The 23,817-nt window shown below is 62.9% G+C and carries 16 protein-coding genes; 1 reads left to right on the top strand and 15 read right to left on the bottom strand.

All coding sequences use genetic code 11. The features are described 5' to 3' along the window. Positions 1-27: 27 nt before the first annotated feature. The 7 genes from BUS12_RS04380 to BUS12_RS04350 all read right to left on the bottom strand — a co-directional run bounded on the left by BUS12_RS04380 (position 28) and on the right by BUS12_RS04350 (position 10,055). Positions 28-2,280 (bottom strand): tetratricopeptide repeat protein, encoded by a 2,253-nt coding sequence (locus tag BUS12_RS04380; protein WP_074294411.1) that lies wholly within the window; start codon positions 2,278-2,280, stop codon positions 28-30. 43 nt (positions 2,281-2,323) lie between these two features. Beyond that, positions 2,324-4,600 carry a tetratricopeptide repeat protein gene (locus BUS12_RS04375; protein ID WP_083640239.1) on the bottom strand — a complete coding sequence of 759 codons (2,277 nt, stop codon included), beginning with the start codon at positions 4,598-4,600 and terminating at the stop codon, positions 2,324-2,326. A gap of 69 nt (positions 4,601-4,669) precedes the next feature. Then, on the bottom strand, positions 4,670-6,892 hold the full coding sequence (locus BUS12_RS04370) for a tetratricopeptide repeat protein (protein ID WP_074294410.1): 2,223 nt from the start codon (positions 6,890-6,892) through the stop codon (positions 4,670-4,672). Between the two features lie 171 nt (positions 6,893-7,063). After that, positions 7,064-7,735: a PulJ/GspJ family protein gene (locus BUS12_RS04365; RefSeq protein ID WP_074294409.1), complete on the bottom strand. Its 672-nt coding sequence runs from the start codon at positions 7,733-7,735 to the stop codon at positions 7,064-7,066. Next, positions 7,719-8,120 carry a type II secretion system minor pseudopilin GspI gene (gene gspI / locus BUS12_RS04360; RefSeq protein WP_074294408.1) on the bottom strand — a complete coding sequence of 134 codons (402 nt, stop codon included), beginning with the start codon at positions 8,118-8,120 and terminating at the stop codon, positions 7,719-7,721. Before gspI ends, BUS12_RS04365 begins: the two co-directional genes overlap by 17 nt. Before the next feature lie 233 nt (positions 8,121-8,353). After that, positions 8,354-8,938 (bottom strand): adenylyl-sulfate kinase, encoded by a 585-nt coding sequence (gene cysC, locus BUS12_RS04355; protein WP_074294407.1) that lies wholly within the window; start codon positions 8,936-8,938, stop codon positions 8,354-8,356. Further along, complete coding sequence (locus BUS12_RS04350; RefSeq protein ID WP_074294406.1) at positions 8,931-10,055, bottom strand: TIGR03032 family protein; 1,125 nt, start codon at positions 10,053-10,055, stop codon at positions 8,931-8,933. Before BUS12_RS04350 ends, cysC begins: the two co-directional genes overlap by 8 nt. A gap of 212 nt (positions 10,056-10,267) precedes the next feature. On the opposite strand from BUS12_RS04350, the gene BUS12_RS04345 reads away from it, so the two are divergent. After that, entirely contained in the window at positions 10,268-11,464 is a 1,197-nt protein-coding gene (locus tag BUS12_RS04345) for an iron-containing redox enzyme family protein (protein ID WP_253190002.1), read from the top strand. Here the strand turns inward: BUS12_RS04345 and BUS12_RS04340 are convergent. From BUS12_RS04340 to BUS12_RS04305, 8 genes are all read right to left on the bottom strand, one after another. After that, a complete protein-coding gene (locus BUS12_RS04340) occupies positions 11,448-12,404 on the bottom strand; it encodes a glutathione S-transferase C-terminal domain-containing protein (RefSeq protein WP_253190112.1) in 957 nt (318 codons plus the stop codon). The genes BUS12_RS04345 and BUS12_RS04340 overlap by 17 nt on opposite strands. A gap of 5 nt (positions 12,405-12,409) precedes the next feature. Beyond that, the gene (locus tag BUS12_RS04335) at positions 12,410-13,906 is read right to left on the bottom strand and encodes an MFS transporter (protein WP_074294404.1); all 1,497 of its coding nucleotides are present in this window, start codon (positions 13,904-13,906) and stop codon (positions 12,410-12,412) included. Between the two features lie 154 nt (positions 13,907-14,060). Beyond that, a complete protein-coding gene (locus tag BUS12_RS04330; protein WP_074294403.1) occupies positions 14,061-15,521 on the bottom strand; it encodes an MFS transporter in 1,461 nt (486 codons plus the stop codon). 266 nt (positions 15,522-15,787) lie between these two features. Further along, positions 15,788-16,681, bottom strand: coding sequence for a LysR family transcriptional regulator (locus tag BUS12_RS04325; RefSeq protein ID WP_143788254.1), 894 nt, complete (start codon positions 16,679-16,681; stop codon positions 15,788-15,790). A 117-nt stretch (positions 16,682-16,798) separates the two neighbouring features. Further along, entirely contained in the window at positions 16,799-17,482 is a 684-nt protein-coding gene (locus tag BUS12_RS04320) for a cytochrome b family protein (RefSeq protein ID WP_074294401.1), read from the bottom strand. Continuing rightward, the gene (locus tag BUS12_RS04315) at positions 17,479-18,165 is read right to left on the bottom strand and encodes a hypothetical protein (protein WP_074294400.1); all 687 of its coding nucleotides are present in this window, start codon (positions 18,163-18,165) and stop codon (positions 17,479-17,481) included. The genes BUS12_RS04320 and BUS12_RS04315 overlap by 4 nt, the downstream gene beginning before the upstream one ends. A gap of 127 nt (positions 18,166-18,292) precedes the next feature. After that, positions 18,293-22,717, bottom strand: a complete 4,425-nt coding sequence (locus tag BUS12_RS04310) for a non-ribosomal peptide synthetase (protein ID WP_074294399.1) — start codon at positions 22,715-22,717, stop codon at positions 18,293-18,295. Between the two features lie 106 nt (positions 22,718-22,823). Further along, the gene (locus tag BUS12_RS04305) at positions 22,824-23,792 is read right to left on the bottom strand and encodes a diiron oxygenase (RefSeq protein WP_074294398.1); all 969 of its coding nucleotides are present in this window, start codon (positions 23,790-23,792) and stop codon (positions 22,824-22,826) included. Between the last annotated feature and the right edge of the window lie 25 nt (positions 23,793-23,817).

The following is a 23,817-nucleotide window of genomic DNA, read 5'->3' as shown; positions in this document are numbered from 1 at the left end:
CAATTCTTTCGCCAGGCTGCGCGGGTGTTAGCGCTGCGCGCGTTTCTCCGCTATCCATCCGCTTAACGCCTGCGCAGCGTTCCCTATCGTGGCCGGCCAATCACCGGGTTTATCCTGTCGAAAAAGATGCGCTGTTGGGTACCACGGACTGTCGTCCCGGTCGAGCAGCCAGCGCCAGTCCGGCACCCTCGGCAGGAGCACCCAGAGCGGCCTGCCTAGCGCACCGGCGAGATGCGCCACGGAGGTATCCACGCAGATCACCAGGTCGAGCGCGTCAATCAATGCGGCCGTATCGGCGAAGTCGCTCAGCTCAGCACCAAGATTCACGATGCCGCTTTGCGCAAGACAAGCCTTATCGCGTTCACGCACCAAGGGCTGAAGACTGATGAACGTGGCGTCCAGACCATACAGCGGCGCAAAGTGTTCCAACAGAATCGAGCGGTTTTCGTCGTTGTTGTGGCGCGGATTGCCGGACCATGCGAGACCCACCCGGAAACGCCCCGGGGCGGACACCTCATCCAGACGCTGCCGCCACGCCTGACGTCGCCCCGGATCGGCTTGCAGATAAGGCACCTCGGCGGGAATCGTATCGAGGTTCGTAGCGAACGCCAGCGGCAGGCTCATCAGCGGGCAATGCAGATCGAAGGGAGGCGTGACGCCTCCTTGAGCAACCAGCAGGTCGACGCCGCGCAGCGAGCCGAGCAACGGCTTCAGGGCCAAGGGGACCTCAAGCACAACGGTCGCGCCGAGCGCCGCAACGAGCGGCGCATACCGGCAGAACTGCAAGGTGTCGCCGAAGCCCTGCTCCGCATGCAGCAGCACGGTTTTACCGGTCACCGGTTCCGCGCCCAGCCACATCGGCCGGTCGGTATAGCGCCGGTGAAAAATGGTGTCGCCGGCGGACCAGCGGCTTTCGTGTTGCAACCAGCCTTGAGCAAAGTCGCCGGTCAGCAGACGGCAAAACGCTTCCGAGCGGCGCGCGATGCCGTGATTCGGGTCGGTCTCCCGCGCCTGCCGGTAACACGCCAGCGCTTCGCTATCGCGACGTAGCTGCTGCAGCGCCATGGCTTGCGAGTAGAGGGCCTGTGCGGTTTCGGCTGGGACGAGCGCGGCCGCTTCATAACTCGTCAGCGCTTCGTCGTAGTGGCCCAATTGCTGCAATGTGGCTGCCCGGTTGTAGAGCAGTTCTGCATTTGCGCCCGTTTTAGCCAACGCCCGGTCATAGTCGTCGAGGGCATCGGCATAACGGCCCAGCATGCGCAGCGCCGAGGCATGGTTGCGCCACGCGTCGGTCAGGCTCGGATCGCGAGCCACGGCGTTGCCATAGGCCTCCACCGCCTCCGGATAGCGGTGCAGCCCTTGCAGCGCGTTGCCGCGCGCGAGCCACGCCACCGGATGATCGGGCGCAAGCGCGAGCAGCCGGTCGCAACGCGTCAACAGATCCGCGTGGGAATGCAGCCGGTCAAGTGCCACACAGCTCTGATAGAGAAGCTGAACGTCGTTGGGCCGCTGCAGCAGCGCCTCGTCGAGACACCCCAGCGCCTCGAGATCGCGGCCCAGATCCGTCAGCAAGGAGCCGCACAGCGCCAGCAACTCCGGCGCCTTCGGTCGCGCCACCAGAGCAAGCTGATAGCTGCGCAGGGCTTCCTCGGTGCGGCCCAGATCGCGCAAGGCATGACCGCGATGAGTACGCGCCTCGTCATTCGCCGGCTCGAGCCGTAATGCACGGTCGAAGCTGATCATTGCGTCCGCGGGTCGATTCAGCGCGCGCAGCACCTTGCCGCGATTGCACCAGGCTTCGGGCAATCCAGGCGCATTCGCCAACGCCTGCTCGTACGCCGCCTGGGCTTCGGGCCAGCGGCCAAGCGCAAGCAGCGCATTGCCAAGCGCGAGGAGTGCCGGCGCGCAGTTCGCGTCGAGCTGCAACGCCTTGTCCAGCACGGCAAGCGCCTCGGCGTAGCGACCCAGGGCAACCAGCACGGCACCATGGTTGGCGATATTCCATGCCCGCCCAAGCCCAAGCTTTAGCGAACGCACAATCAGCGGCTCAGCCTGCTTCGCATCACCCGCCTGCAGGCAGGCAACGCCCAGCAGATGCAACGCTTCCACGTTATCCGGATCGATCAGCAACACCCCTTGATAGAGCCGTTGCGCAGCGGCAGTCTCGCGGCGCTGAAGCAGCGCTCGCGCGCGCAGCAACGTATCCCCGACCGCTGCGCGCACGGCACTCGTGCCTGCCAACATCGCGGGTCCCTGCAGGCCCTTGTGCTCAGCGCTCATCACTGCTCTCCCAGTAGTTGCCCCCGCAGACCGTTGGCCGCCTTCATGCAAATGTGGCGACACCGGTTGCCGCCCGCACCGACGTCAACGCGTGACCGACACGCTCGAACACATCCGTCCAGTCGCCCGGTTTGGACTGGCGGAACAGCCGAGCCTGGGGATACCAGGGGTTGTCCTCGCGATCGAGCAGCCAGCGAAAATCCGGCGTATGCGGCAGCATCACCCACAGCGGCCGGCCCAGCGCCCCGGCCAGGTGGGCGACGGAGGTATCCACGCTCAATACGCAATCCACGGTCTCAAGCAGCGCCGCCGTGTCCGCGAAATCGCCGAGTTCGTCGCCGAAATGCCTGAGCGCCGACGAGGCCAGAATCGGTTCGTCCTCCTCACGCACCACCTTCTGCAAGCTGATCCATTCAAACGCGTCGCTCATCAGCGGCAACAAGCTGGCGAGGGAAATCGAGCGATTGCGGTCGTTCAGATGCCGCGGATTGCCCGACCACACGAGGCCGATCCGCGGACGGGTCGGTGTGCCCAATTTGTCTCGCCAGCGCGCCACGCGCTCCGGCTCGGCGTGCAGATATGGCACGTCGCAGGGAATCGTCGCAAGCTCCGTCCCCAGCGCAAGCGGCAGGCTGAGCAGCGTGCAATGCACATCGAACGGCGGCAGCACCGCGCCGCGTTTGCGGTCGACGAATTCATCCACCCCGTCCAGCGTCGCCAGCACGCCGCGCAACTCCGGTTGAGCCTCAAGTACGACCCTCGCACCGAGTGCCTTCACTAGCGGTATGTAGCGGCAAAACTGCAGCGTATCGCCGAGACCCTGTTCGGCGCCCAGCAGAATCACCTTGCCATCCAGCGACTCTTCGCCAGTCCAGCGCGGTTGCGCGAATTTGGGGAGATCGCCGAACATCTGCGGGTCTTTCCAGCGCCACTCGTACTCTTTCCATCCCGGGCCGAAGTCCCCGATGGACAAACAGAGAAACGCGAGGTTGCAGTGGGCATTCACATAGTCCGGATCGATCTCGATGGCTCGCCCGAAGGCCGCGGCCGCTTCGTCATGGCGGCGCAGCGTCATCAGCATGTTGCCGCGATGAAACTGTGCGAACGGGTTTTCCGGCGTTGTCGCCAGCACCTTATCGAAGCTGGCAAGCGCGTCTTCGTAGCGGTGCAGCCCTTGCAGCACCCGGCCGCGGGCAAACCATGCGGCGAGAAAGCCCGGGTCGATCGCGAGCGCGCGTTCCGCAGATTGCAGCGCGGCCTCGCGGCGATCCAGACGCCGCAAGGTATTGGTCTGGTTGCACAGCACTTCGATCGAATCGGGTTCCAGTTCCAGCGCCTTCTCGTAGCTGGCGGCGGCCTCGGCAATCCGGCCCAGGTTGTGCAGCACGTTGCCGCGATTGGCGTGTGCCCTGGCGTGCTGCGGATCGAGGGCAATCACCCGGTTGCAACGCGCCAGCGCGTCTTCGTTGCGGCCCAGCCGCTCCAGCACCACGGCGCTGTTGTAGAGCGCGTCCGTGAAATCAGGCGCGCTCGCGAGGGCCTCGTTGAAATTCGACAGCGCCAGTTCGGGCCGCTCCAGTTCGAGAAAGCTCATGCCGCGTACGAACAGCACGGCGGCGTTACCCGGCGCCACCGCCAACGCACGGCCGAAGCTCGTGACGGCATCCTCGTGGCGGCCCAGCGCGCGCAGTACATGTCCATGCTCCGCCAGCGCACCGAACGACCGGCCGTCTATCGTCAAGGCGCGATCGCATGAGGCGTGGGCCTCTTCCAGGCGCCCCATGGCACGCAGCGAAGCGCTGCGCCGGCACAGTCCGTCCACGAAAGCAGGTGCCACCGCCAGCAGGCGATCATAGGCCGCCACCGCCTCCTCGTGGCGCTGCAACTCCGCGAGAATCCCCGCGCGCTGCAACAACGCGCGAGGATGCACCGGGTTGAGCGCAAGCGCCTCTTCGAGTCTTCCTAGCGCCTCCTCGCGGCGTCCAAGCCCGGCCACCACGGCGGCATAATTCGCCAGCGAGAGCGGTGCGGGTTTCCATTCAATGGATTGCCGTATCAACGTTTCGGCATCCTTCAGATTGCCGTCCTGAAACCGCAGAACGCCGAGCATGTGTAATGCCTCGGCGTGCCGGGGGTTAGCCCCAAGCAGTTCGAGGTAGCCCCCTTCCGCGTCGGCGAGCGCCCCTCGTTCGTGCGCTGCCCGTGCATGCCGCAGCACACTGTCCTCCCAGGCGGCATCTCTCGACAACGTGCCTGCGGCGCCAGGCTGCAACTGGGCATGCGGTGCAGCCGGCTGCTCTTTTTCCGCCTCTGATCGCATCCTTCATCCCTCGATAAGCCACACCTGTCACCGCTGTCGCGCGGCGATCCGTTTGCTGCACTTCCTTGGCTACGACAGCGTCCTGAGTTCGCTGCGGACGGCGTCGATGACGTCGCCCCAATGCCCCGCCACCGTCTGGCGGAAAAGCCTGACCTCGGGATACCACGGACTATCACTGCGCGCACGCATCCAGCGCCATTCGGGCGGTTCGGCCAGCAGCACCCACACGGGCCGGCCCAGTGCGCCGGCAAGGTGAGCGACGGCGGTATCCACGGCGATGACCAGGTCCACCGATTGCACCAGCGCGGCGGTATCCGCGAAGTCGACGATGTCGTCATCGAAGCTGCGCAGCGGCGCCTGCTCAAACACGCTGCGGTCGCGCTCGCGGACCACCTTTTGCAGGTTGATCCATTCGACATTCGGCTCCCGCAGCAGCGGCAGAAGCGCCACGAGTGCGATCGAGCGGTTACGGTCGTTGCGATGCGAGGGGTTGCCCGACCACGCGACGCCGATGCGCAAGCCGCGCTTCGGACCGAGCAGGTTGTCCCAGTTGCTCATCCGTTCTGCATCGGCATAAAGATAGGGCACCTTGCCAGGAATACTCTGCAACTCCGTCTTGAACGCAAACGGCAGACTCAGCAGCGGGCAGTGGTAATCGACGGGCGGCAGCAACTCACCTGCCGCCACCACTTGCACAGGCGTGCGCAAGCTGTCGATCAGCGTCTTCAACGCCGGCTGCACCTCCAGCACAACACGGGCGCCGCGCTCGTGAAGCAGCGCCGCGTAGCGGCAGAACTGCAACGTGTCGCCGAAGCCCTGTTCCGCATGAATCAGAATGGTCTTGTTGTCCAGCGGCTCCTCGCCGAGCCACAGCGGTTGTGTGAAAACCCGTCTGCTGTGCTCGCCGTTCGGGTCGCGCACGCGCCACTCGTATTCGGGCCAGCCGCGTGCGAAGTCGCCCTGTGCCAGGTACAACGAGCCGCGCGCAAAATGCGCATCGCGATAGCCGGGGTCCAGAGCAATCGCCTTGTCGTAGGCCTGCACCGCCGCGTCCTGGCGGCCCATCTCGTACAGCACGTTGCCGCGGTTGAACCAGCTCGTCGGATGATCGGCGCGCAGCGCGAGCGCGCGATCGAGCGAAGCCATCGCATCCTCGTAACGATGCTGATCCTGCAGCACATTGCTGCGGTTGCCCCATGCCTCGGCAAAGCCCTTGTCGACGGCGAGCGCGGCATCGTAGCTCTGCAGCGCGTCCTCGTAGCGTTCGAGAAAGCGCAGCGCCGTGCCCCGGTTACAGAGTGCTTCCACCGAGCGCGGATCGATTTCGAGCGCCTGATCGTAGCTGCGCAAGGCGGCGGCGTACTGCTCCGTCTGCAGCCATGCATTGCCGCGGCAGGCGAACGCACGGCTATGCTGCGGCTCCAGCAGCAGCACGCGCTCGCAGCGTTGCACGGCTTCGGCCGCGCGCCCCAGGCGCTCGAGCGCGACGGCGCTGTTGTAGAGCGCTTCGACAAAGTCCGGCTGAATCGCGATTGCTTCGTTGAAGCTGGCAAGCGCCTCGGCGGGACGGCCGAGATCCACCAGGGTTCGGCCGCGGATCGACAGCATCGCGACGTTACCCGGCCGGATCGCAATGGCACGGTCGTAGCTCTGCAGTGCCTCGGCGTAGCGGCGCAGATCGCGCAGAACGTGACCGCGGTTGTAGAGCGATTCATACGAGCGCGGGTCGACCGTCAAGGCGCGATCGTAGGTTTCAATCGCTTCCAGATAACGGCCTAGCGCGCGCAGCGCGCTGCCGCGATTGCATAGCGCATCGAGCACCAGCGGCGACACCGCGAGCGCCCGGTCATAAGCGGCAAGGGCCGGCTCGTAGCGCTGCATGCCGACGAGCGTGTTGCCTAGGCGAACCAGCGCATGAACGTGACGCGGTTCGATCTCCAGCGCCTGCTCGAAGCGCTTGAGGGCTTCGTCGACGCGGCCTGAGGCGGCCAGCACGGCGCCCAGATCGGTGAGCGCCATCGGCTCGGCGGTAAGCGTCACCGAACGGCGCAGCAGCGCTTCTGCTTCCGCCGCCCGCCCTCGCTGATACTGCACCACGCCGTACAGATGCAGCGCTTCGGCGTGATCGGGCTGGCCGGCCAGCACCGTTTCGTATTGCTGGGCGGCCGCATCGAATTGCCCCTTGCCATGCAGGTCTCTGGCAAGCGACATGTCGCCGCGCGGCAGCCTGCTTGCAGCACCTGCCGACGCGGACCCGCTGGCCCGGTCGTTCAATGAGGGTTCCGGATTCATTTTCCCAATGTCCTCGATGTCGTCGCGCGCCTCGTCACGGCACCGCCGCCCGGCACGCAGTCGTTAAGTCTTGCGGCTGCTCGCTACAGCTTTCTGCAGATTAACGGCTGCATCCCAACAACTGTATGACCAGTTGTACGTACTATTATTCGGGGACTCGCCTGCGATGCGCTATCTGCCCAGTGGAACCGTTCTAACGTATTCCGCGACCGGCGCAACCGTTGTCACCGTGAGGCGAATTCCGCGGGGCAATGGCATGGCGCGGGTCGCGACCGTCGAGACGCCATGGGTAGAGAGAAAGCGCGCGTACTCGTCGGAGATGATTGCCTGCCGGTCCGTCCAGCCGCCCGGCGCCAGCCATACCGAGATGCCCATAGCGCGCGCCTGGTCGCTCACGACCACGCCGGCGAATGTGTCCATGTTCTGCAAGGCGTCGTTCAACTGGGACAGGGACGAGAGCGGCGGCGAAGCGCTGCGCAATAACTCGTGACCTTTGAGCTGATAACGGACCACCTGTAATTGCGTCAATCCGCCAGATCCGGTGCCGAGGTGTCTGACCAGCACGAGCTCGTTAGGCCGCATCCGCAACGGCGCCCCGAACACTTCTTCCGGTGCGACGACGTTCAGCGCGTCGTATTGCAACTGCGCGAAGTATTTGCCCAGTTCGCGTGTCTGACTGAGGTTCTCCACGATGTCGTTGCGGCTGCGGATGGTTGCATCGAGACCGCGCCACGACAGCATCGCCACCACAGCCAGCAGCGCAATGGCAACCAGCATTTCGATCAGCGTGAAGCCGAACGCTGCACGCGGACGGACACGGATACCTCTAGCGACGGATTTCATTCTGGATCACCGTTGCCGCGTCGGCCAATACGTCGGCGCTCGCGGCATAGCCGTAGACACGCACCTCGACCTGCCGGATCAATGGGCTGCTCAACTGGGTCACCGTTTGCCGGCAGACAAACCGGTAACGCCCTTGCGGACAGGAGAACGTGCTTTGACCAGGGTCCGGCCATTGCTGTCCAATCGAGATCTCGCTGAGCACGTTGTCGGCACTCCAGATTGCCAGCAGACGCGAACGCGCCATCTCCACGTTCGTACTCAACGCGCCGATCGCTCTCAGCACCGCGCCCAGGGCAATCGCGACGATCGCGAGCGCAATGAGTACTTCGATCAGGGTAAAACCGCGTGCGCCAGCGCGCTCGCCTCGCTGCCACATGTTCCGCATGGTGCCTCGTCCGCGATGCGTCGATCGTTGCCGCGCAGAACCCGCCGCCCGGCGCGTGCATCGCGCTGTTAGCGTTGTCCGGCAAAGCGTGAGGAGCGCCCCTCGCAAGCCAGCACGGGGCACGAAACGAATCGATACTAGCGGCCGGCCGTGGCGAATCGATGTCCGATGTTACGCACCTCGCGCCGTGTGCAATCACCGTGCGCGGCCGTTGCTTCACGGGCGAAACGCACTTAGCGAAGTTCGATTCGCGAGCGGATATACGTGACGAGATCCGCCACGGACGATGCCGCGTGCTTGCTGCAAGTATCGATGACGGCGTCCGGGCTAAGGGGGATGTCGTAGGCCGAACCGATGCCGGTGAACCCGGCGATTTCACCGGCGCGCGCCCTCCGGTACAGGCCTTTGGGATCGCGGGCTTCGCACGTACCCAGATCGGCGGCGAGGTAGATCTCGTGAAAACGGCGTCCTGTCACGCGCCTTGCGAGCTCGCGGCCCTCCGCCAGCGGCGAGATCAGCGCGACGATCACTACCACGCCTACGTCGGCGAAGAGCGTAGCGACTTCGGCGACGCGGCGCATATTCTCCATCCGGTCCGCCTCGCTGAATCCCAGGTCGCGGTTAAGGCCGGTGCGCAAACGGTCGCCGTCCAGCACGCACACGCGGTAGCCCAGCGCCTTAAGTGTCTTCTCGGCCCCGAAGGCGAGCGTCGACTTGCCCGCTCCGGACAGTCCCGTCAGCCAGAAGACAGCACTGCTGTGCTCGACGGCGCTTGCGCTTGCCCTCGCGGATAGCATGCCGGCATCGTCCTCAGCCATTGGCTTCTTCCACCGGCTCCTGGGGTTGCCGCTCCCACATGCCGCCTTCCATGGTCACCACCGACGAGGTCCGGTACCACTGTTCCGGCGCGAGGATCTCGGCGCGCTTGATGTCCGGAATGACCTGAACGTCGAACACCTCTTCGACGCCGTTGAAGAAGTGCAGGATGCCGAGCACCTCACCGGTGGCCTGATCGAGCGCGGCCACGCCGGCCATCAGTTCGCCTTCAGCCTCAATCGGCAGGCCCTGCGGACCGCGTTTCTGGCGCAGTTTCGACAGCCCGACAAACAGCACGCCGCGATACGCCGCCAGCCCGTGCGTAAAGCCGGGGAGTGTCGCGATCACCGTGCTGGCTCCGCTGACCGGATCGAGCCGTAACACCTGGCCACGGCCGCCTTCGAGAACATAAAGCTGGCCGTCGATGACACGCGGCGAGTGCGGCATAGAAAGGCCCGAAGCGACGATACGCCCGGACGGCACTTCCATCACCACGCCCGCGCCGGCCATGCCCTCGCGCCAGCCATAGGGCGTGTCGGTAGTGCCAAGCGCCGTCACGAACTTGACCTTGCGGTCGTGCATCGCCATGCCGTTCAGATGGCAGCGGTCGTCCGCGGTCAGTTCCTTGAGGAACGGCGGGCGCCATATCGGCGTGAAGTTGAAATAGCCGTCGATCACGCAGATACACGAGTAACGGGTATTGACCGCCAACACGAGCTGGCCGTCGAAGGCCATGTCGTGCAGGTCGCAATCGCCGGTGTAAAAGGCATGACGCGGCACGTAGACCGCATCGTAGTAATCGGGCCGTTCCGGATACAGCGCGGCGATCGAGCGGACGTTGGCGAAAATCATCAATTCACGCGCCGTGGCGATGGCGATGCGATCATGGGTGACAGCCAGACCCATCGAACGCGGCAGCAGGCAAGCCGAGAGTGTAGGCACGCCGTTCTCTACGCCGACGAGGGCGACCCCTGACGGCCGTCGGCTGATCGCCAACGTGCAGCCCAGCGCTTCCAGAACCTGCAGAAAGCGGCCTGTGTCACGCACGTTGATCAGGGGAGACCAGGCATCGGACGGCTCGGCTTCGGGATGGTCGGTCTGCATGCTGGCGTCTGGCATCGGTTGTCCGGTTCGGCCTCGCCGCAGCGGAGAAGGCGGCGGCGATAGCGGCGATTGCGCATAGAAAGGGAGGTGCCTCGCAGCACAAGCCCGAGATTCTATGGACACCATGTGGCACGGATGTTTCCGATGCTACGTACAATTGGGAAGAGTGGATCTGGTTGATGCGCTGTACATTCCCATATTTTGCATATCTAAATGCTCATCTCACGATGGTGAAACAGGATACAGACACGTATCATCACTCCGGCCAGTACCAACCGTGGCGTGCGTTAATTGCCTCCGAAACCTGCCGGGAAGTGGAGACCATGAGTCCAAATCCTACGGATCAGAGATTAGCCCGTCACGACGCGCCCCTCGTCACATTCAACCCAGGCATCATCGACGAAACCCTCTCGCTGCCCATTGACGAAGCAGTCGCTGTGTTGTGCGACAGTGGACCGCTCGATCAAGTGCCGGGTTACAACGGGTCGTACGAGCGCGAACTCCTCGCGAAAGCGCATGCAACCCTGGACGCAGCGCTTCGATACCACGATGAGGCCGCCCTGCACCAGATTCACCGTGCGCTCTTTTTGCTATACGACCTTCATGTGGCAGACGCGGGGTCTCCCCGCAGCGAGCATCAATTCGACCCTCTACTGACGCGGCTGCGTCGCGAGATAGAACGGCGCTGGCTCGACACTGAGACCTCGAGATTCGCCCACGTTCCACGTCCGGCGGACAGCGACGAACTGGTTGCCGCTCTGAAGCGGTTATGGTCCGAGCATCCCGCCTCGTGCCACCCGCTATTCGACTTCCTCGAAAAGGAAGCCTCGAAAGAGCAGATCATCGCGTTCTTCACGAGCGACAGCGCGCTCAATATCCGCTTCTTCGATCTGCTTCTTTTCTCCATGGTCGGTTCAAGAATCGAAGTCCGCAAAGAACTCGCGCAGAATTTCTGGGACGAGTCAGGTCGAGGAGAACCGGCGCGCAGTCATGTGACGCTGTTCCGTCGGCTGCTCGATAGTGTCGGCGTCGGGCAGGCCGTCGACAATCACGCCGCCACGCTGGATTGGCAAGGTCTCGCCGGTTATAACCTCTTCATGCTGACCGCGTTGAACCGCAGACATTACTTCAAGCTATTAGGCATCCTGGCGATGACCGAACTGCTGGATCCGCCTCAATACGAAAAGCTGGCGCGCGGCTGCCGGCGCGTTGGACTCGGTACCGCGAACGAGCTGGAATACTACGACGAGCACGTCACTATCGACGTGGTGCACGGTGAGGGATGGCTAATGAACGTCATTGTCCCGATCGTCGAGCAAACCCCGTCTGCCAGCGCCGATATCCTGGTCGGCGCCAGGCTACGACTTCAAAGCTGTGCGGGCTACTACGACGCGCTTTACGCAAAGCTCAACGCGCTGCGCTGAGAACGGCTGCGCTACGGAAATCGGTTTGCGGTTCGGCGGGAACAATGCCGCGGCGGGTCGCGACCGCCCAATCGCCATCGTAGTAGTGCTTGAGAATATGGTCGAATCGGGTGACGGCGGCAACACCAGGCAGATCGTGGATGCGGCGCACGAGCGACGCCAGCCGTTCATAGTCGACCAACCGCTTCCGGCTTGCCCTCATCAGGGGATGGTAGACAGCGTCGAAGCGCGCCAACGGGGTATACGCAAGCACGTCGGTCAATGTCATCTCGTCGCCCATCAGGAACGGCCGGCCATCGCCAAGGCGATCCTCCAGTTCGTCCAGGAAGCCAAACAGGCTGTCAACCGCCGCGTCGTATTCGTCCTGATCACTCGCCTGTCCAACCGCATACACACCCTTGGCTAGTCTTGACGCAATCTGTTCATTCAGGACGTCAATCTCCCGACGCAGGGGATAAGGATAAAGGTCGACCTGCCGGGCCCCCGGCTCATCAGGCTCCGCATTCAGCAAAGTGGCGATTTCAATCGACTCGTTGTTGACGATGCGCTTCGTCAAACAGTCCCACAGGACCGGCACCGTCACTTTCCCGGTGTATGCCGGATCGGTTGCGCGATAGGCCTCATGCAGGAAGCGGAATCCGTTCTGGCCGCCGTCAGCCGTAGACCAGTCTGTTGCACCCAGTGTCCAGCCGTCACCGTTATCCCAGAGCGGATGCACGATCGACACACCGATGACAGCCGTCAGTTTCTTTAACGCCCATACTACGTGGACGCGATGCGAAAACGGACAGGCATACGACAGGTATAAGTGGTAACGACCCGCCTCTGCACGGAACGCCCCCGCCTCGATCTTTTCACGGAACTGGCCGGCATGGATCATCCGCTTGCGCTGCAACTCCGGCGTGGGGTCAATGTCTCCACGCCAGACGCCGTCGATCATCAGTTTCACGCGCCCTCCGCCTTTCCCTGCAGCCTCGTCAGTACAACCGACAATGCAACGCAGACGACAAACAGCACCGACACGATCGCTATGCCTGTCTGGTAGGCGCGTACGTAATCGGCGGACGTCGTACCCGAGGAAAGCACTGAAAAGAACGCGCCACTGATCGCGGTTGCACCGAATGCCGATCCGATCTGCAGCATGGATGTCACGACACCAGACGCCAAACCCGCTTTCTCAGGCGCGATTTCGCCGATGACGATCCGCACGACAGACGGCAGGACGATGCCGTGACCCATTCCCGCAAGGAACAGGCCCCCAAAGAACAGCGCATGAGGTTCCAGCGCGTGAAGCAACGCCGCGCCGGAAGTTCCGAAGCCAATGGCGAGCAACGCAAAGCCCGTGGTCAGAACGTGGCTGCCCACGCGACGCACCAACGCAGGCGACAACAAGGGCCCAAGGACAGCGCCAATACCAAATGGGAAAATTGCAAAACCGGCGGCGAGCGGCGTCCAGTGCAGCCCGCTCTGAAGATAGATGCCATACGTCAGGAAGAATACGCTGTCGCAATAGAAACAGAACGCCAGCAGCAATCCGAGCGAAAACACCGGATTCCGAAACAGTTGCAGGTCGACGAGCGGGTCTCCGCCCCGCAGCTTCAATCGATACTCGGCCAACAGGAACAGGAGGAAGACAGGCACACTCGCGCCAAAGGAAACGAATGTCCAGGTAGGCCATCCCGCCTCTCTACCCTGCGTCAGCGGATAGATCACGAGCCCCAGAAACAACGACAGCAGAATCACGCCAACCGAATCGATCCGCGCGCCGTGCGCGGATCGATTCTCGGGTACAAACTTCCACGCACCGATCAGTGCAAGTGTGCCGACCGGAATGTTGATCAGAAAAATCGACTGCCACTCCAGGCCAAACGGCCTTAGCGTAATGAGCGCGCCGCCCCCCAGTTGCCCGACCACCGCAGCGATGCCAAAGACGAACCCATACAAACTCATGACCTTCGTCTGCTGTTCTTTCGGAAACACGGTGCGGATCGTGGCGAGTATCTGCGGAACCATCACGGAAGCCGCCGCGCCCTGAAGCACCCGGCCAATGACGAGAACCATGCCATTCGGCGAACCCGCGCAGAGAGCCGATGCGATGACGAAGCCCGCCATTCCCGACATGAACAGCTTCTTGCGCCCGAACAGATCACCCAATCGTCCGCCCGTAACCAGCAGCACCGCAAACGCGGAAGCATAGACGGAGACAACCAGTTGCAGTTCGGCGGAACTCGCGTGGATCCCGGTCCGGATTGAGGGGAGAGCGAGATTGACGATGAAGTAATCAAGAGGCGAAAGAAAAGCCCCCGTGAGCAAGACCGTTAGCGCCAGCCGACTAGAGGAAGGTTTCCCCTCTTTGAGCGACAGCTCGGCATCGGCACGAGGAAGCGAGACCGAACCCACGTCGGCCGCGGCCGCATCCTGATTTAGCTGAACAGATTTCATGGCTTACCCTTCGGAATTGACAGGAACCACCGGCAAGGCGGGCATTGTTGTGTAAACGGCTGCGGCCGGTAACAGTCGGATCAGGTACATGCCTGGGACGATTATGCGAAAGCGCGCCCCTCAGGTTGACAGGGGAACATCGCCGCTCATGCGTTCAACCGCCTCTGTTCAAGGCGAACGTGCGCCTCGCGCCTGGGAGCCTAAGAGAAAGGCACCCGCCAACGATCAGGAGCACGACATTACATCCGAGGGCAAAGGTAAAGGCATGGGCATAGCCCCTCAGGTCCTGTCTTGTACCCAGCGCGCTATAGAAGGCATCGCCGACAATCGCCACGCCTAGCGCCGATCCAATCTGCAAGGCGGAGATTGCAACGCCCGACGCCAGGCCGGCATGCCTTTGATCGACACCGCCGATTACGGCCTTGAGGACGGATGGCATGATGGTTCCGAAGCCGACCCCGGCGCATATCAGTCCGAGTCCCAGCGTTCCTGATGGCCCGCCACTGACTGCGAACATCACCGTGCTGAAGCCCACCACCTGGAATACGAAACCGAGAGTCAGAGCGCGGGGGCCAAGACGTTGCATGAGACGCGACGAAGCCAGGGAGGCGACGAAGCCACCGCTCACATACGGCAGGGTCGCCATCCCTGCGTCAAACGGCGTCAGGCGCAGCCCGTTCTGCAGATAAACGGAGAACGTCAGAAAAAAGGCGTTCTGCATATAAAACAGCACCGCCATCGCAATGCCGGCGACAAACCCCGGGTTCTGGAACAGCGAGAAATCGACCAGCGGGGACCCACCCCGAGCCGCGAACCGCTTTTCAAAACCGATGAACGCGACCAACGCGAAGACGGAGGCGACCAGCATGGCGATGATCCAGACCGGCCACCCCGTTTCGCGCCCCTCGACAAGCGGATAAACCAGCAACCCTAGCGTCGCCGACAGAAGCACGACGCCGCCGAGATCCAGCCGTTGTGCCTCTTGTGCCCGCGAGTCGCCAAGGAACACAGCGCTGCCCGCCAACGCAGCGATGCCGATGGGGACGTTGACAAAAAATATGGTCTGCCAGGTAAAGCCGAACGGATGAGCCGAAACAAGCACCCCGCCGAATATCTGGCCGCAGATGTTGGCGAGACCAAACGTGGCGCCGTAAAAGGCCAGCGCCCGCCCCTGCTCGTGCGCCGGAAACAGTACGCGGATCGAAGCCAGCACCTGCGGCGCCATCACCGTCGCCATCAGCCCCTGCAAGATACGCCCGGCGATCAGCACACCTGGGGACCAGGCGGCCCCGCACAGCACGGATGCCAGCGTAAAGCCCACAATGCCGGTCATGAACATCCGCTTGCGGCCGCGCAGATCGCCAAGCCGTCCGCCCGTCACGAGGAACACCGCATACGTGGCGGCATAGGCCGAGATTACGAACTGCACCTCGCTCGACGTGGCGCCCAGACTCTGGCGAATGGAAGGCAAAGCGAGATTCACAATGGTGAAGTCGAGCGGCGGCAGAAATGCGCCCATCAGCAGAATCGGGAGCGCGAACCACCGTCGCGGATCGGGCTCCGCTCCGGCCGTGACAGATGCCTCCAGTGCCCCCGTGTATCCCTTCGTGCTCATGTTGTCCCTGACAGTCTGGCGAGGACGGCCGGGCCATCCGCCCGCATCCCCTAGCTGGAATGCCTGTAGTCTGCAGGGCGGGATCTATAAAGGGAAGATATGAAAGGATATTTCAGAAATATCATTTATGGATGTCTCAAGGCGCCCGCACAGGACGCTGACGCCCGCCACGCGCCGGTTCCGGCGACTTCGGAGACTCTGAGAGTGATTGCCGGCAGAGACCGGCTGACAGGTTGACCGGCTGAGGAAGGCGGTACCCGGCGACGTCAGGCAACCATGGCGCTGGAAGCCGGCTCAAGGGCGATTGCCGCCCCGGTCTCCCCGCTTCTGAACGACGCCGCCAAGCGTCTGATCGCACCTTGCGAGAGCGGATCGGTGACCGCGGCGTGAAGAACGACATCGGACTCGGATAAACGCGGTAAGCCATATCGCGCGCCCACATCGATCGTGCCGACCGGGGCGACGCTATACGCGAGCGGAGCGACCGCAAGACCCGCCGACACCGCCGCGCCCACCGCCGCCATCCCGCCACCGATGAACACCTCCGTCCAGGGGATCCCGGCGGCATCCAATGCCTGCGTCGCTAACGCCCGAACGGCACAAGACGACGCCAGAGACGCCAGACGCAGCGCCTGGCCCTCGCCATTTTCCCAGCGCGACGACGCAAACCAGCCGAAACGCTCGCGAACCAGCAATTCGCCGTCGCGCCGGTCGTCCTCCCGCCGCACGATCGCCGCGTCTATCGCGCTCTTATCGAAGGCATCCATGAGTGTGTGCGAGGCATCGATGTGGACTTCCATCACCAGACTGGGATCGTAGGCACTCAACTGCGCGAGGAGAGCCGGCAAACCGGGGCCGGCCACCTGGTCGCTGATGCCGATAACCAGCCGCTTCGGGGTGCTGGTGAGCCCGGCGATCGCCAGTTGATGCGCCGCAATAAAGTTTCTGGCCGGGCGGAGAAAGGTCTTGCCTCGTTGCGACAGGTTGACCTTTCTGGGCGTGCGTTCCAGCAACCGGTAGCCCAGCCGGTCCTCCAGGCGCTTCACCTTCACGCTGATGACGGCCTGCGATGTGCCCAGCGCATGGGCAGCCTTCGTGAAGCTGCCCAGATCGGCCACCAGCACGAACGCGCTTACGGAATCGACGTCAAGAGTGGGCATATCATCCATCCTGATTTGTTATGCTGGAATGCTGATATCATAAAATTATGATATCACCAATTCACGGCTACGGTAACCAGGACAGCGGTTAAGAATGCGCAGCGAACCGGGCGATTGTCATCTTCGCTCGGGGACCGCCACCGTTGGAAGCCCGCCCCTATCCTTGCGGCGGCGCTCTCGAGCAATCAGCCGCAACGCGAGGGATAGCAGCAACAGCAACAAGGCGACCCGGTATAGCGGAACAGACGGGTAAGCGAGGCTGCGCTTCCCGAACATGTACGCAAAGACGCCCCAGATCCAATACCCCCCTACCGAATGCAGAGTCCTCCAGCGGGCGTCCCCGAGCCACGCTCTTGTCACGTCGAACGAAGTGCTCGCCATGGCGAGCACGAAAAAATACCCAATCGCCCCCACGATTTCGCTAAAGAGCCGACTCTCCCGCGCGTAAGAGGCCGGCGCAATCAGCGCGAATACGGCGAGGCCGGCAATATGCACGCTGTGCGACGCTGCAAATGAAAGCCCCATATATCTGCGATTCCGCAACAGCCATTGGAAGATGTCGTTCGGCCACAAACGCTGCAGTGCCGACACGCTGAAAATGAGGCAGAACAGCACCAACGTATAGCGCACCGTCAGGATGACCACGGTGCGTACGCCATCCACGTCTCGATGAAAGAGCGCCACGTTTGCGGCCATCGATATCGGTGTCGCCACCAGAAGGGCAAAAAGCCGCCATTCCGAGAGCCAATTCGCCAGGGAGAACTGATGAGTCAAATCGAATCCTGGGCCGCTCTTGCTCATGTTTCGCGGCTCAACCGCGGTTCGACCGCGTCACTGGGCAGAGTCTGCGGCAAGGATTGCGCGCGGGTACGCCGCCGTGCGTACCGGCCGGCAACCAGTCGTATGGCCAGGCTCAACACCAGAATCGCCACGGCGACCGGATAGAACGAGACGGGATGTCGCATCATGCGTTTCCCGAACGCAATCAGAAATATTAGCCAGATGTAGTAACTGCCCACCAGATGAAGTGCCCGCCAGCGAGCGGCCCCCAGCCACGCCGCCGTGCGATCGAACGACGTCGCGGCCATCGCCAGCAGAAAGACGTATGCGAGTCCGGCAAGCATGCCGTTCGTCCACGTACCCACGGTCGCGTAGACGGCGGGCGCCACCACCCCGAAGACAATCAGCGCCGCGATGTGGATGGTGTGCGAGGCGGCGAACGACAGTCCGAGATAACGCCGGTTGCGCAGTTGCCATCGACTCCAGCGGCCAGGCCAGAGCCGGTGGACCGACGAGCCGCTGAACGCCAGGCAGAACAACACGAGCGACGTGCGTGCCGACATGGCAATGACACTTCGCACGCCGACGAGATCAGTCTGCCGTATCAGGATAATCGCGGCGATACCGGCAACCGTCAGCGTGGACGTCCACACCAGTTGCCATGCATTAAGCCATGTCGCCATGCCTGCTGGTTCTTGTCTCATCGTATTCCTTGCGAAATCGACAGTCGTTCTCACCACCGCTTCGATGCGGCCTCAGCGGGTTCCCGGCGAGGCCGCCCTCAGCGTCGACGCTCGCCGCCGTGCGCAGCGACAAACCTCCTGCCGCGAACTACGCGGGCAGCGCGGACTGCCCGGATAGCACCCCTGCCGCCACCAGATGCGCGAGAAACGCCCGTAGCCATTCCCGTTTGGGATGCTCAAAATCGCGGGACATTCTGGACAGAATCCGCAGGGTTCGCGAATGGTCAAACGCTATACCTCGCTCCGGCCTCGATGCCCAGAAATAGCCCAACGCAACATCCCGGTCGTTCGATACCGAGCCGCTGCGAAAGAGCTCTGCGAACGTGGCGTGCGAAGTGACTTCGAAGGGGATGCCAAGCTCCCGTAGCGTGTCGAAAACGTCCTCCATCGAGATCGTCCAGGGGGTGTCCACGTGATAGACACCACCACCCTGCACGAGGTCGAGGGACAGCGCCACAATGCCGCGCGCTACGACATCGACCGGGCTCAGCGCGACCGGTTCGCCGACATGGGCCGGCAGGCTGCCGATTTTCACCGCCGCGCGCAAAAGCTGCACAAAACGGTTGTCAGCCGCCTTGCGCTGGAATCGTGCGCTACGCGAGTCCGCGGAGACATTGCCGGACCGGTAGATGAAGGCCCGGCCGCCCCGCAATGCAAACTCCCGCACCAGCTTTTCGGCCTTGAACTTCGTTCTTTCGTAGGCGTTCAGGAAGTCCTGTCCCACATCTAACGTGGACTCGCTGAAGACAATCGCCTTGCCGCTCTGGTTGACGCCGCAGACGGCCAGCGTCGACATATGATGAAGATCCTTAGGATGCCTTCCTGATGCCAGTTCGACCAGTCGGCGCGTGCCGGTGATGTTTTGCCGTTCGAGTACGTCTTCGTCGGCAAAAAGGCGCGTATCCGCGGCAAAATGATAAATGGCATCCATCTCCCGATCGAGCGACTCATAGGTCTGCTTCCCGAGCCCAAGCCGTTCCTCCGCCACATCCCCCGAATAGGCCTGCACCCTCGCACCGAAGCCCGTCAGCGGCGTGTCCGGGAAGTACCAGTCGAACGCCGCCGCCAGCCGGGTGGCGGCCTCGTCATCCGTCGCCGCGCGCACAATGCAGTGGACACGGGCGCCCGTCGCCAGCAGTAACTCACGCAATACATAGGCGCCGAGAAACCCCGTCGCCCCTGACATCAGCACATGGCGATACCGTCGACGATCGCGCGAACCTCCCGGATCGCTCTCGCCTCTATGCAGCCCTGTGGGACGATACGTGAGCAATCCGGCGCTACTTCCGGCCTCGATGAACGTGCTGAACCCCTTCGCGACACGGGCGTGTTCGGAGCCAGGCCGGGCGCCCTCGCGTACCGCGGGGTCACCTGCATCCGCTGTCAACGCCGTGCTCAGCAGTACCGCCGTGCGCTCGACGATCGCATGGATGGTGGCCGGATCGTGCCGCTCGCCGCTATACCCCAGATCGCAGATCAGCCGTCCATCAATGATCCGTCCGGTCAGTCTGAATTCGTGCATGCGATCGTTATCGTATCCCCGTGCGAAGCCGGGAGACAGCGTAGACGGTCTCAGCGTCAATGCATCGCCGTCTCCGAACTCGAACTGCCCGAGATAGTTGTAGCAAAAGCGCGCCGCCGGAACGCCACCCCATTCCCGCTCCAGGATGTCCCGGTGAACACCGTAGGCAATGCCAAGGCGCGGCACGCCGCCGAGCGCCGCGTCGACCAGGCCGACGGTTCCCGCCAGCTCGCCGCTCACCGAAGACACAACCACCGGATAGGCGGAGGTGAACCATCCCACCGTACGCGAAACGTCGATGTCGTCGTCGAAGGTCATCCGTCCATGGCTCTCCACTTCGACCAGATGATTCTGTCGCGACGCCGCCGCCTCATCGAACGCGTGGAGGAAAGACGCGAGCAGAACATGATGAAACGGGGCGCCGAATTGCTCCGGCAGGTCCCTGAGCAGTTCGCTCGTCCGCTCGCGGGAAAACGACAGCCATACTGTTTTGGCATGGCGTTCGAGATTGCCTTTGACCCGCAACCCCAAGCGCTCCTGCACGACGCTCGCCGGAAGCTTGCGCCAGAAGTCCAGATCGGACTCTAGCGTACCGCTCGAGGCAACGTGTTCGGCCCAATCCCAGGCCGAGCCGGAAACAGGCGCAGTGGGCTCCGTCCCCGTTCGCAGAAGCGAGCTGTACAGACGCGAGACGTCGTCGACGAGGATTCGCCACGATACCGCGTCCACCACCACATGATGCGCACAAAGCACCAGGTGGCTGGCGCCGCTCTCCCGGCGAAACAGATGCGCCGCGAACACCCGTCCCGCTTCCAGGCTCAACGACGCCTGCAAAGCCTGACTTGTGCGGCGGACGAGAACAGCAACGTCGTCGGGATCCTGTGTCGCTGGAATCTCAGTGATTTCCAGTACCGGCTTCAATCGGTCTTTCGACTGCTGTTCAGCCGTCCATACGTCGTCGATCCACCGATACCGCGTCGACAACAAGGGATGCCAGTCCCGGACCCGTTCAAACGCCTGCCTGAGTATGTCAACAGACAGCGGGCCTGCCACGTCGAACATCAGTGCCTGGTTGTGGTGATCCGGCCGGGCCAGGCGCTGCGCAAAAAAGGTACGCTGGGCAGCCGAGAAGCGCTCGGCCTGAATCGCGCCAGTGACGCTCGCGTTGTCCGCTGCCGATACCGGCGCATCGTCCAATGCCGCACGAACGCTGCGTGCCAACGCGCGAACCGTGGGCTCCTTCAGAAAGGAACGTGCCGATACACGATAGCCGCCGGCCTGCAGTCTTGCTATCACCCCGATCGCGTCGAGCGAGTCCCCGCCCAAGGAAAAGAAGTTGTCGCTGTCGGTAAACCTGTCATGTCCCAGGCACTGTCGCCATGCCTCCCGTACCGCTGTCACTGCATCGTCGCTCCCATCCGCATCGCGGACGGACGCTTGCCCTCTTACCTTGATGCGCTCATCAAGCAGTGCTCTCAAACGCGCAAGATCGGTCTTCCCATTCGGCGTCAGTGGAAAATCCGAAAAGACCTGCAACTCGCGGGGAATCATATAAGCGGGCAGTATCCCGCCGAGTTGCGTCTTCCATTCCTCGCCTGTTACCTGCCCACGCGCCAGCACGGCGGCCGCGATCGAGGGGCGCTCGCGCACATCGATCAGGAACGCGGCCGCACCCTCGCATCCGTCGAGCGACTTCAGCGCCCGTTCGATTTGCTCGAGCTCGATCCGGTAACCGTTCACCTTCACCTGACGGTCCACCCGCCCAAGAAAGTGAACAACGCCGCGCTCATCGATGCGGACGATGTCTCCTGTTCGATAGAAGCGCCCGTGACCGCCTGGGCCGGCGACGAACGCTTTCTCATTGGCTTGCGCGTTGTTGCGATAGCCCGCTGAAACGGAAGGACCTCCGACATAGAGTTCGCCCTGTGCGCCGGTGTCCACAAATGAGCCGTCGGACGTCTGCACGATCAGCTTCGTTTCACCGAGCGGCAGGCCGATCGGCGCGGTCCCTGTGGCCGGCAGTGCCGACGGGTCGCCATCCGGGATGGGATAGGCCGTAATGCCCACAGTGGTCTCAGTCGGTCCGTAGTGGTTGACCAGCCGCTCAGTAATCCCCGCATCGAGCACCGCTCGCGCCAGCTTCACCGAGAGTGCCTCGCCACCAAGAATCAGATACTTGAGTGCGAACTGCGGCGCCCCGGCCGAACCCAGCAACGAGAAAATCGCCTCCCAGTGCGACGGCGTGATCTTCAGCACCTTGATCCGCTGGTCCTGCAGATACGCAAGCAAGGCCGACGGATCCTTTCGACGACTGTCGTCGATCACATGCAAGGTGCCGCCGGTCCATAGCGACAGGAACAGACTGGTGTTCCCGAGATCCGCCGACATCGTACTGACGTGGGCATAGGTCAACCCGGAGCGCACGTCCAGCCGTTCGATCAGCGCGCGGACATAGTGGGCAATATTTCCGTGCGTGACCATCACACCTTTTGGCACCCCCGTCGAGCCGGACGTGAATAGCACGTACGCAAGATCGGCCGTGTCGGGAACGCCGCCACCGGTCCGCTGCGGGACAGCTAGCGCACCGCTCGATGCGGCCACGCCGGCACGCGCCGCTTCGTTCCGGTCAACAATGCAGACCCGGAAGCCACGCTCGACCAGGGCCGTGGCATGCTCCTCGGTCGTCAGCACCACGTCCGGTCCGATCACCCCTAGCCGATGGTAGTGCTCCTCTGCAATACCCTCGGCTTCAACAACCGTGTACGCGCCGCCGCTTCGCCAGATTCCGACGATGCTGGCGACCATCAGGGCCCCCCGGTCCTGGTAGACCGCCACCAGCGCTCCGCGCGTGACGGGCATCGCATGGATCTGCTCTGCGATCCATGCGCTCACCCTCTCGAGTTCGGCGTATGTCAGCCCTCGATTTCCATCGTATACGGCGAGCTGATCCGGCTGTTCAAGCGAGTGACGAAGTATCTGATTCAGCAGCATGTGTGCTCCCAGAAGAACGCTGTCTTTGTTGCATGCGCGGGGCGCCGGCCAGACCGCTCAAGCGCGGTGTGGCCGTCCGTCGCAAGGACAGGGGCGCCGAGGTCCCTTAGGCCGTCAGCAGGCCGTGGTCGACGAAGGCATGCCTGACTGCCGCCTCGTCAAGCACACCAGTGCGCTCCAGGAGTTTCACGAGATTGCTGCGGGTCACCTTGATATAGTCCGTTGCGCTTGCTGCGTACCGCTCGTTGGTCTCCTGCAGCACGGTGTCGATTTCGCTGGCCGAGAGCTGAAGCTGCGACAGCACCGCGCGATCGAATCGACGCTCGAAATCGGCCGCGAGATAGTCGTCGAGATATCCCGGCAGGAACACGCCGATCCGCTCGCGGGTCGCCTTGCCCAACGTCGCCCAGTGCTCACGTACCAGACGCGCGAAGTAGTTGGCGTGCCGGCCTTCGTCCGAGACGTGATCGGTCATGACCTGCGTGAAAGTACGGGTGGCTTCCTTTTCCCGGCCGATGCTCAGCAGGTCCTTGGTCAACGTGTGCTCCGCGAGGCAGGTGGCAAGCAGCTGATAAGGGGCGTGCAGCGCTGCCGGCAAGCTCGCGTATCCGCGGTGCACCGCATCCAGATTGCCATTGGTCTGCGGAACGGATAGCGGCTCGATCCTCGAATTCTTCTTGAGCTGAATAATGAAGTCGAGCGCCACATAGGCGTGGTAACCCTCGTCGATGACGATGGTAATGGCCTCGCGCCGGTCTTCTTCCGTCACGCCCGCGATGATCTCGCCATTCACGATCTTCAACGAGCAGTCGATCACGAACCTCGTCTCGAGCAGGCCGATTTCATACATATATTTGTACGTCGACTGCGCGAGCACGTAAGCAACTGCATCGCCACCCAGCGACGTCACGATCTGGTGGCCGGCCAATAGCTGGCGCGACTTCGGGAAGATGTTTTCGCTTGCGATGTTGGCGGGTACAAAGATGCGGGGACTGTTGCGCACCGTGGCGTTGGCGTACCAGCGAGTTACCGCTTCCTCCAGTCGCGCGTCCTCAAGCTGAATATCAGCGTCCATGTCATTCCTCGTAAGATGTTTAGAC

It is taken from the genome of Paraburkholderia phenazinium (genome assembly GCF_900142845.1).
Lineage (GTDB): Bacteria > Pseudomonadota > Gammaproteobacteria > Burkholderiales > Burkholderiaceae > Paraburkholderia > Paraburkholderia phenazinium_A.
The sequence above is the reverse complement of the archived record's forward strand: the minus strand, read 5'-3'. Positions and strand labels throughout refer to the sequence as shown.

Excerpts from the sequence above, each read along its gene's own strand:
- BUS12_RS04380 (WP_074294411.1), bottom strand. The coding sequence starts at position 2,280 with ATGAGCGCTGAGCACAAGGGCCTGCAGGGACCCGCGATGTTGGCAGGC.
- BUS12_RS04375 (WP_083640239.1), bottom strand. The coding sequence starts at position 4,600 with ATGCGATCAGAGGCGGAAAAAGAGCAGCCGGCTGCACCGCATGCCCAG.
- BUS12_RS04370 (WP_074294410.1), bottom strand. The coding sequence starts at position 6,892 with ATGAATCCGGAACCCTCATTGAACGACCGGGCCAGCGGGTCCGCGTCG.
- BUS12_RS04365 (WP_074294409.1), bottom strand. The coding sequence starts at position 7,735 with ATGAAATCCGTCGCTAGAGGTATCCGTGTCCGTCCGCGTGCAGCGTTC.
- gspI (WP_074294408.1), bottom strand. The coding sequence starts at position 8,120 with ATGCGGAACATGTGGCAGCGAGGCGAGCGCGCTGGCGCACGCGGTTTT.
- cysC (WP_074294407.1), bottom strand. The coding sequence starts at position 8,938 with ATGGCTGAGGACGATGCCGGCATGCTATCCGCGAGGGCAAGCGCAAGC.
- BUS12_RS04350 (WP_074294406.1), bottom strand. The coding sequence starts at position 10,055 with ATGCCAGACGCCAGCATGCAGACCGACCATCCCGAAGCCGAGCCGTCC.
- BUS12_RS04345 (WP_253190002.1), top strand. The coding sequence starts at position 10,268 with ATGGTGAAACAGGATACAGACACGTATCATCACTCCGGCCAGTACCAA.
- BUS12_RS04340 (WP_253190112.1), bottom strand. The coding sequence starts at position 12,404 with ATGATCGACGGCGTCTGGCGTGGAGACATTGACCCCACGCCGGAGTTG.
- BUS12_RS04335 (WP_074294404.1), bottom strand. The coding sequence starts at position 13,906 with ATGAAATCTGTTCAGCTAAATCAGGATGCGGCCGCGGCCGACGTGGGT.
- BUS12_RS04330 (WP_074294403.1), bottom strand. The coding sequence starts at position 15,521 with ATGAGCACGAAGGGATACACGGGGGCACTGGAGGCATCTGTCACGGCC.
- BUS12_RS04325 (WP_143788254.1), bottom strand. The coding sequence starts at position 16,681 with ATGCCCACTCTTGACGTCGATTCCGTAAGCGCGTTCGTGCTGGTGGCC.
- BUS12_RS04320 (WP_074294401.1), bottom strand. The coding sequence starts at position 17,482 with ATGAGCAAGAGCGGCCCAGGATTCGATTTGACTCATCAGTTCTCCCTG.
- BUS12_RS04315 (WP_074294400.1), bottom strand. The coding sequence starts at position 18,165 with ATGAGACAAGAACCAGCAGGCATGGCGACATGGCTTAATGCATGGCAA.
- BUS12_RS04310 (WP_074294399.1), bottom strand. The coding sequence starts at position 22,717 with ATGCTGCTGAATCAGATACTTCGTCACTCGCTTGAACAGCCGGATCAG.
- BUS12_RS04305 (WP_074294398.1), bottom strand. The coding sequence starts at position 23,792 with ATGGACGCTGATATTCAGCTTGAGGACGCGCGACTGGAGGAAGCGGTA.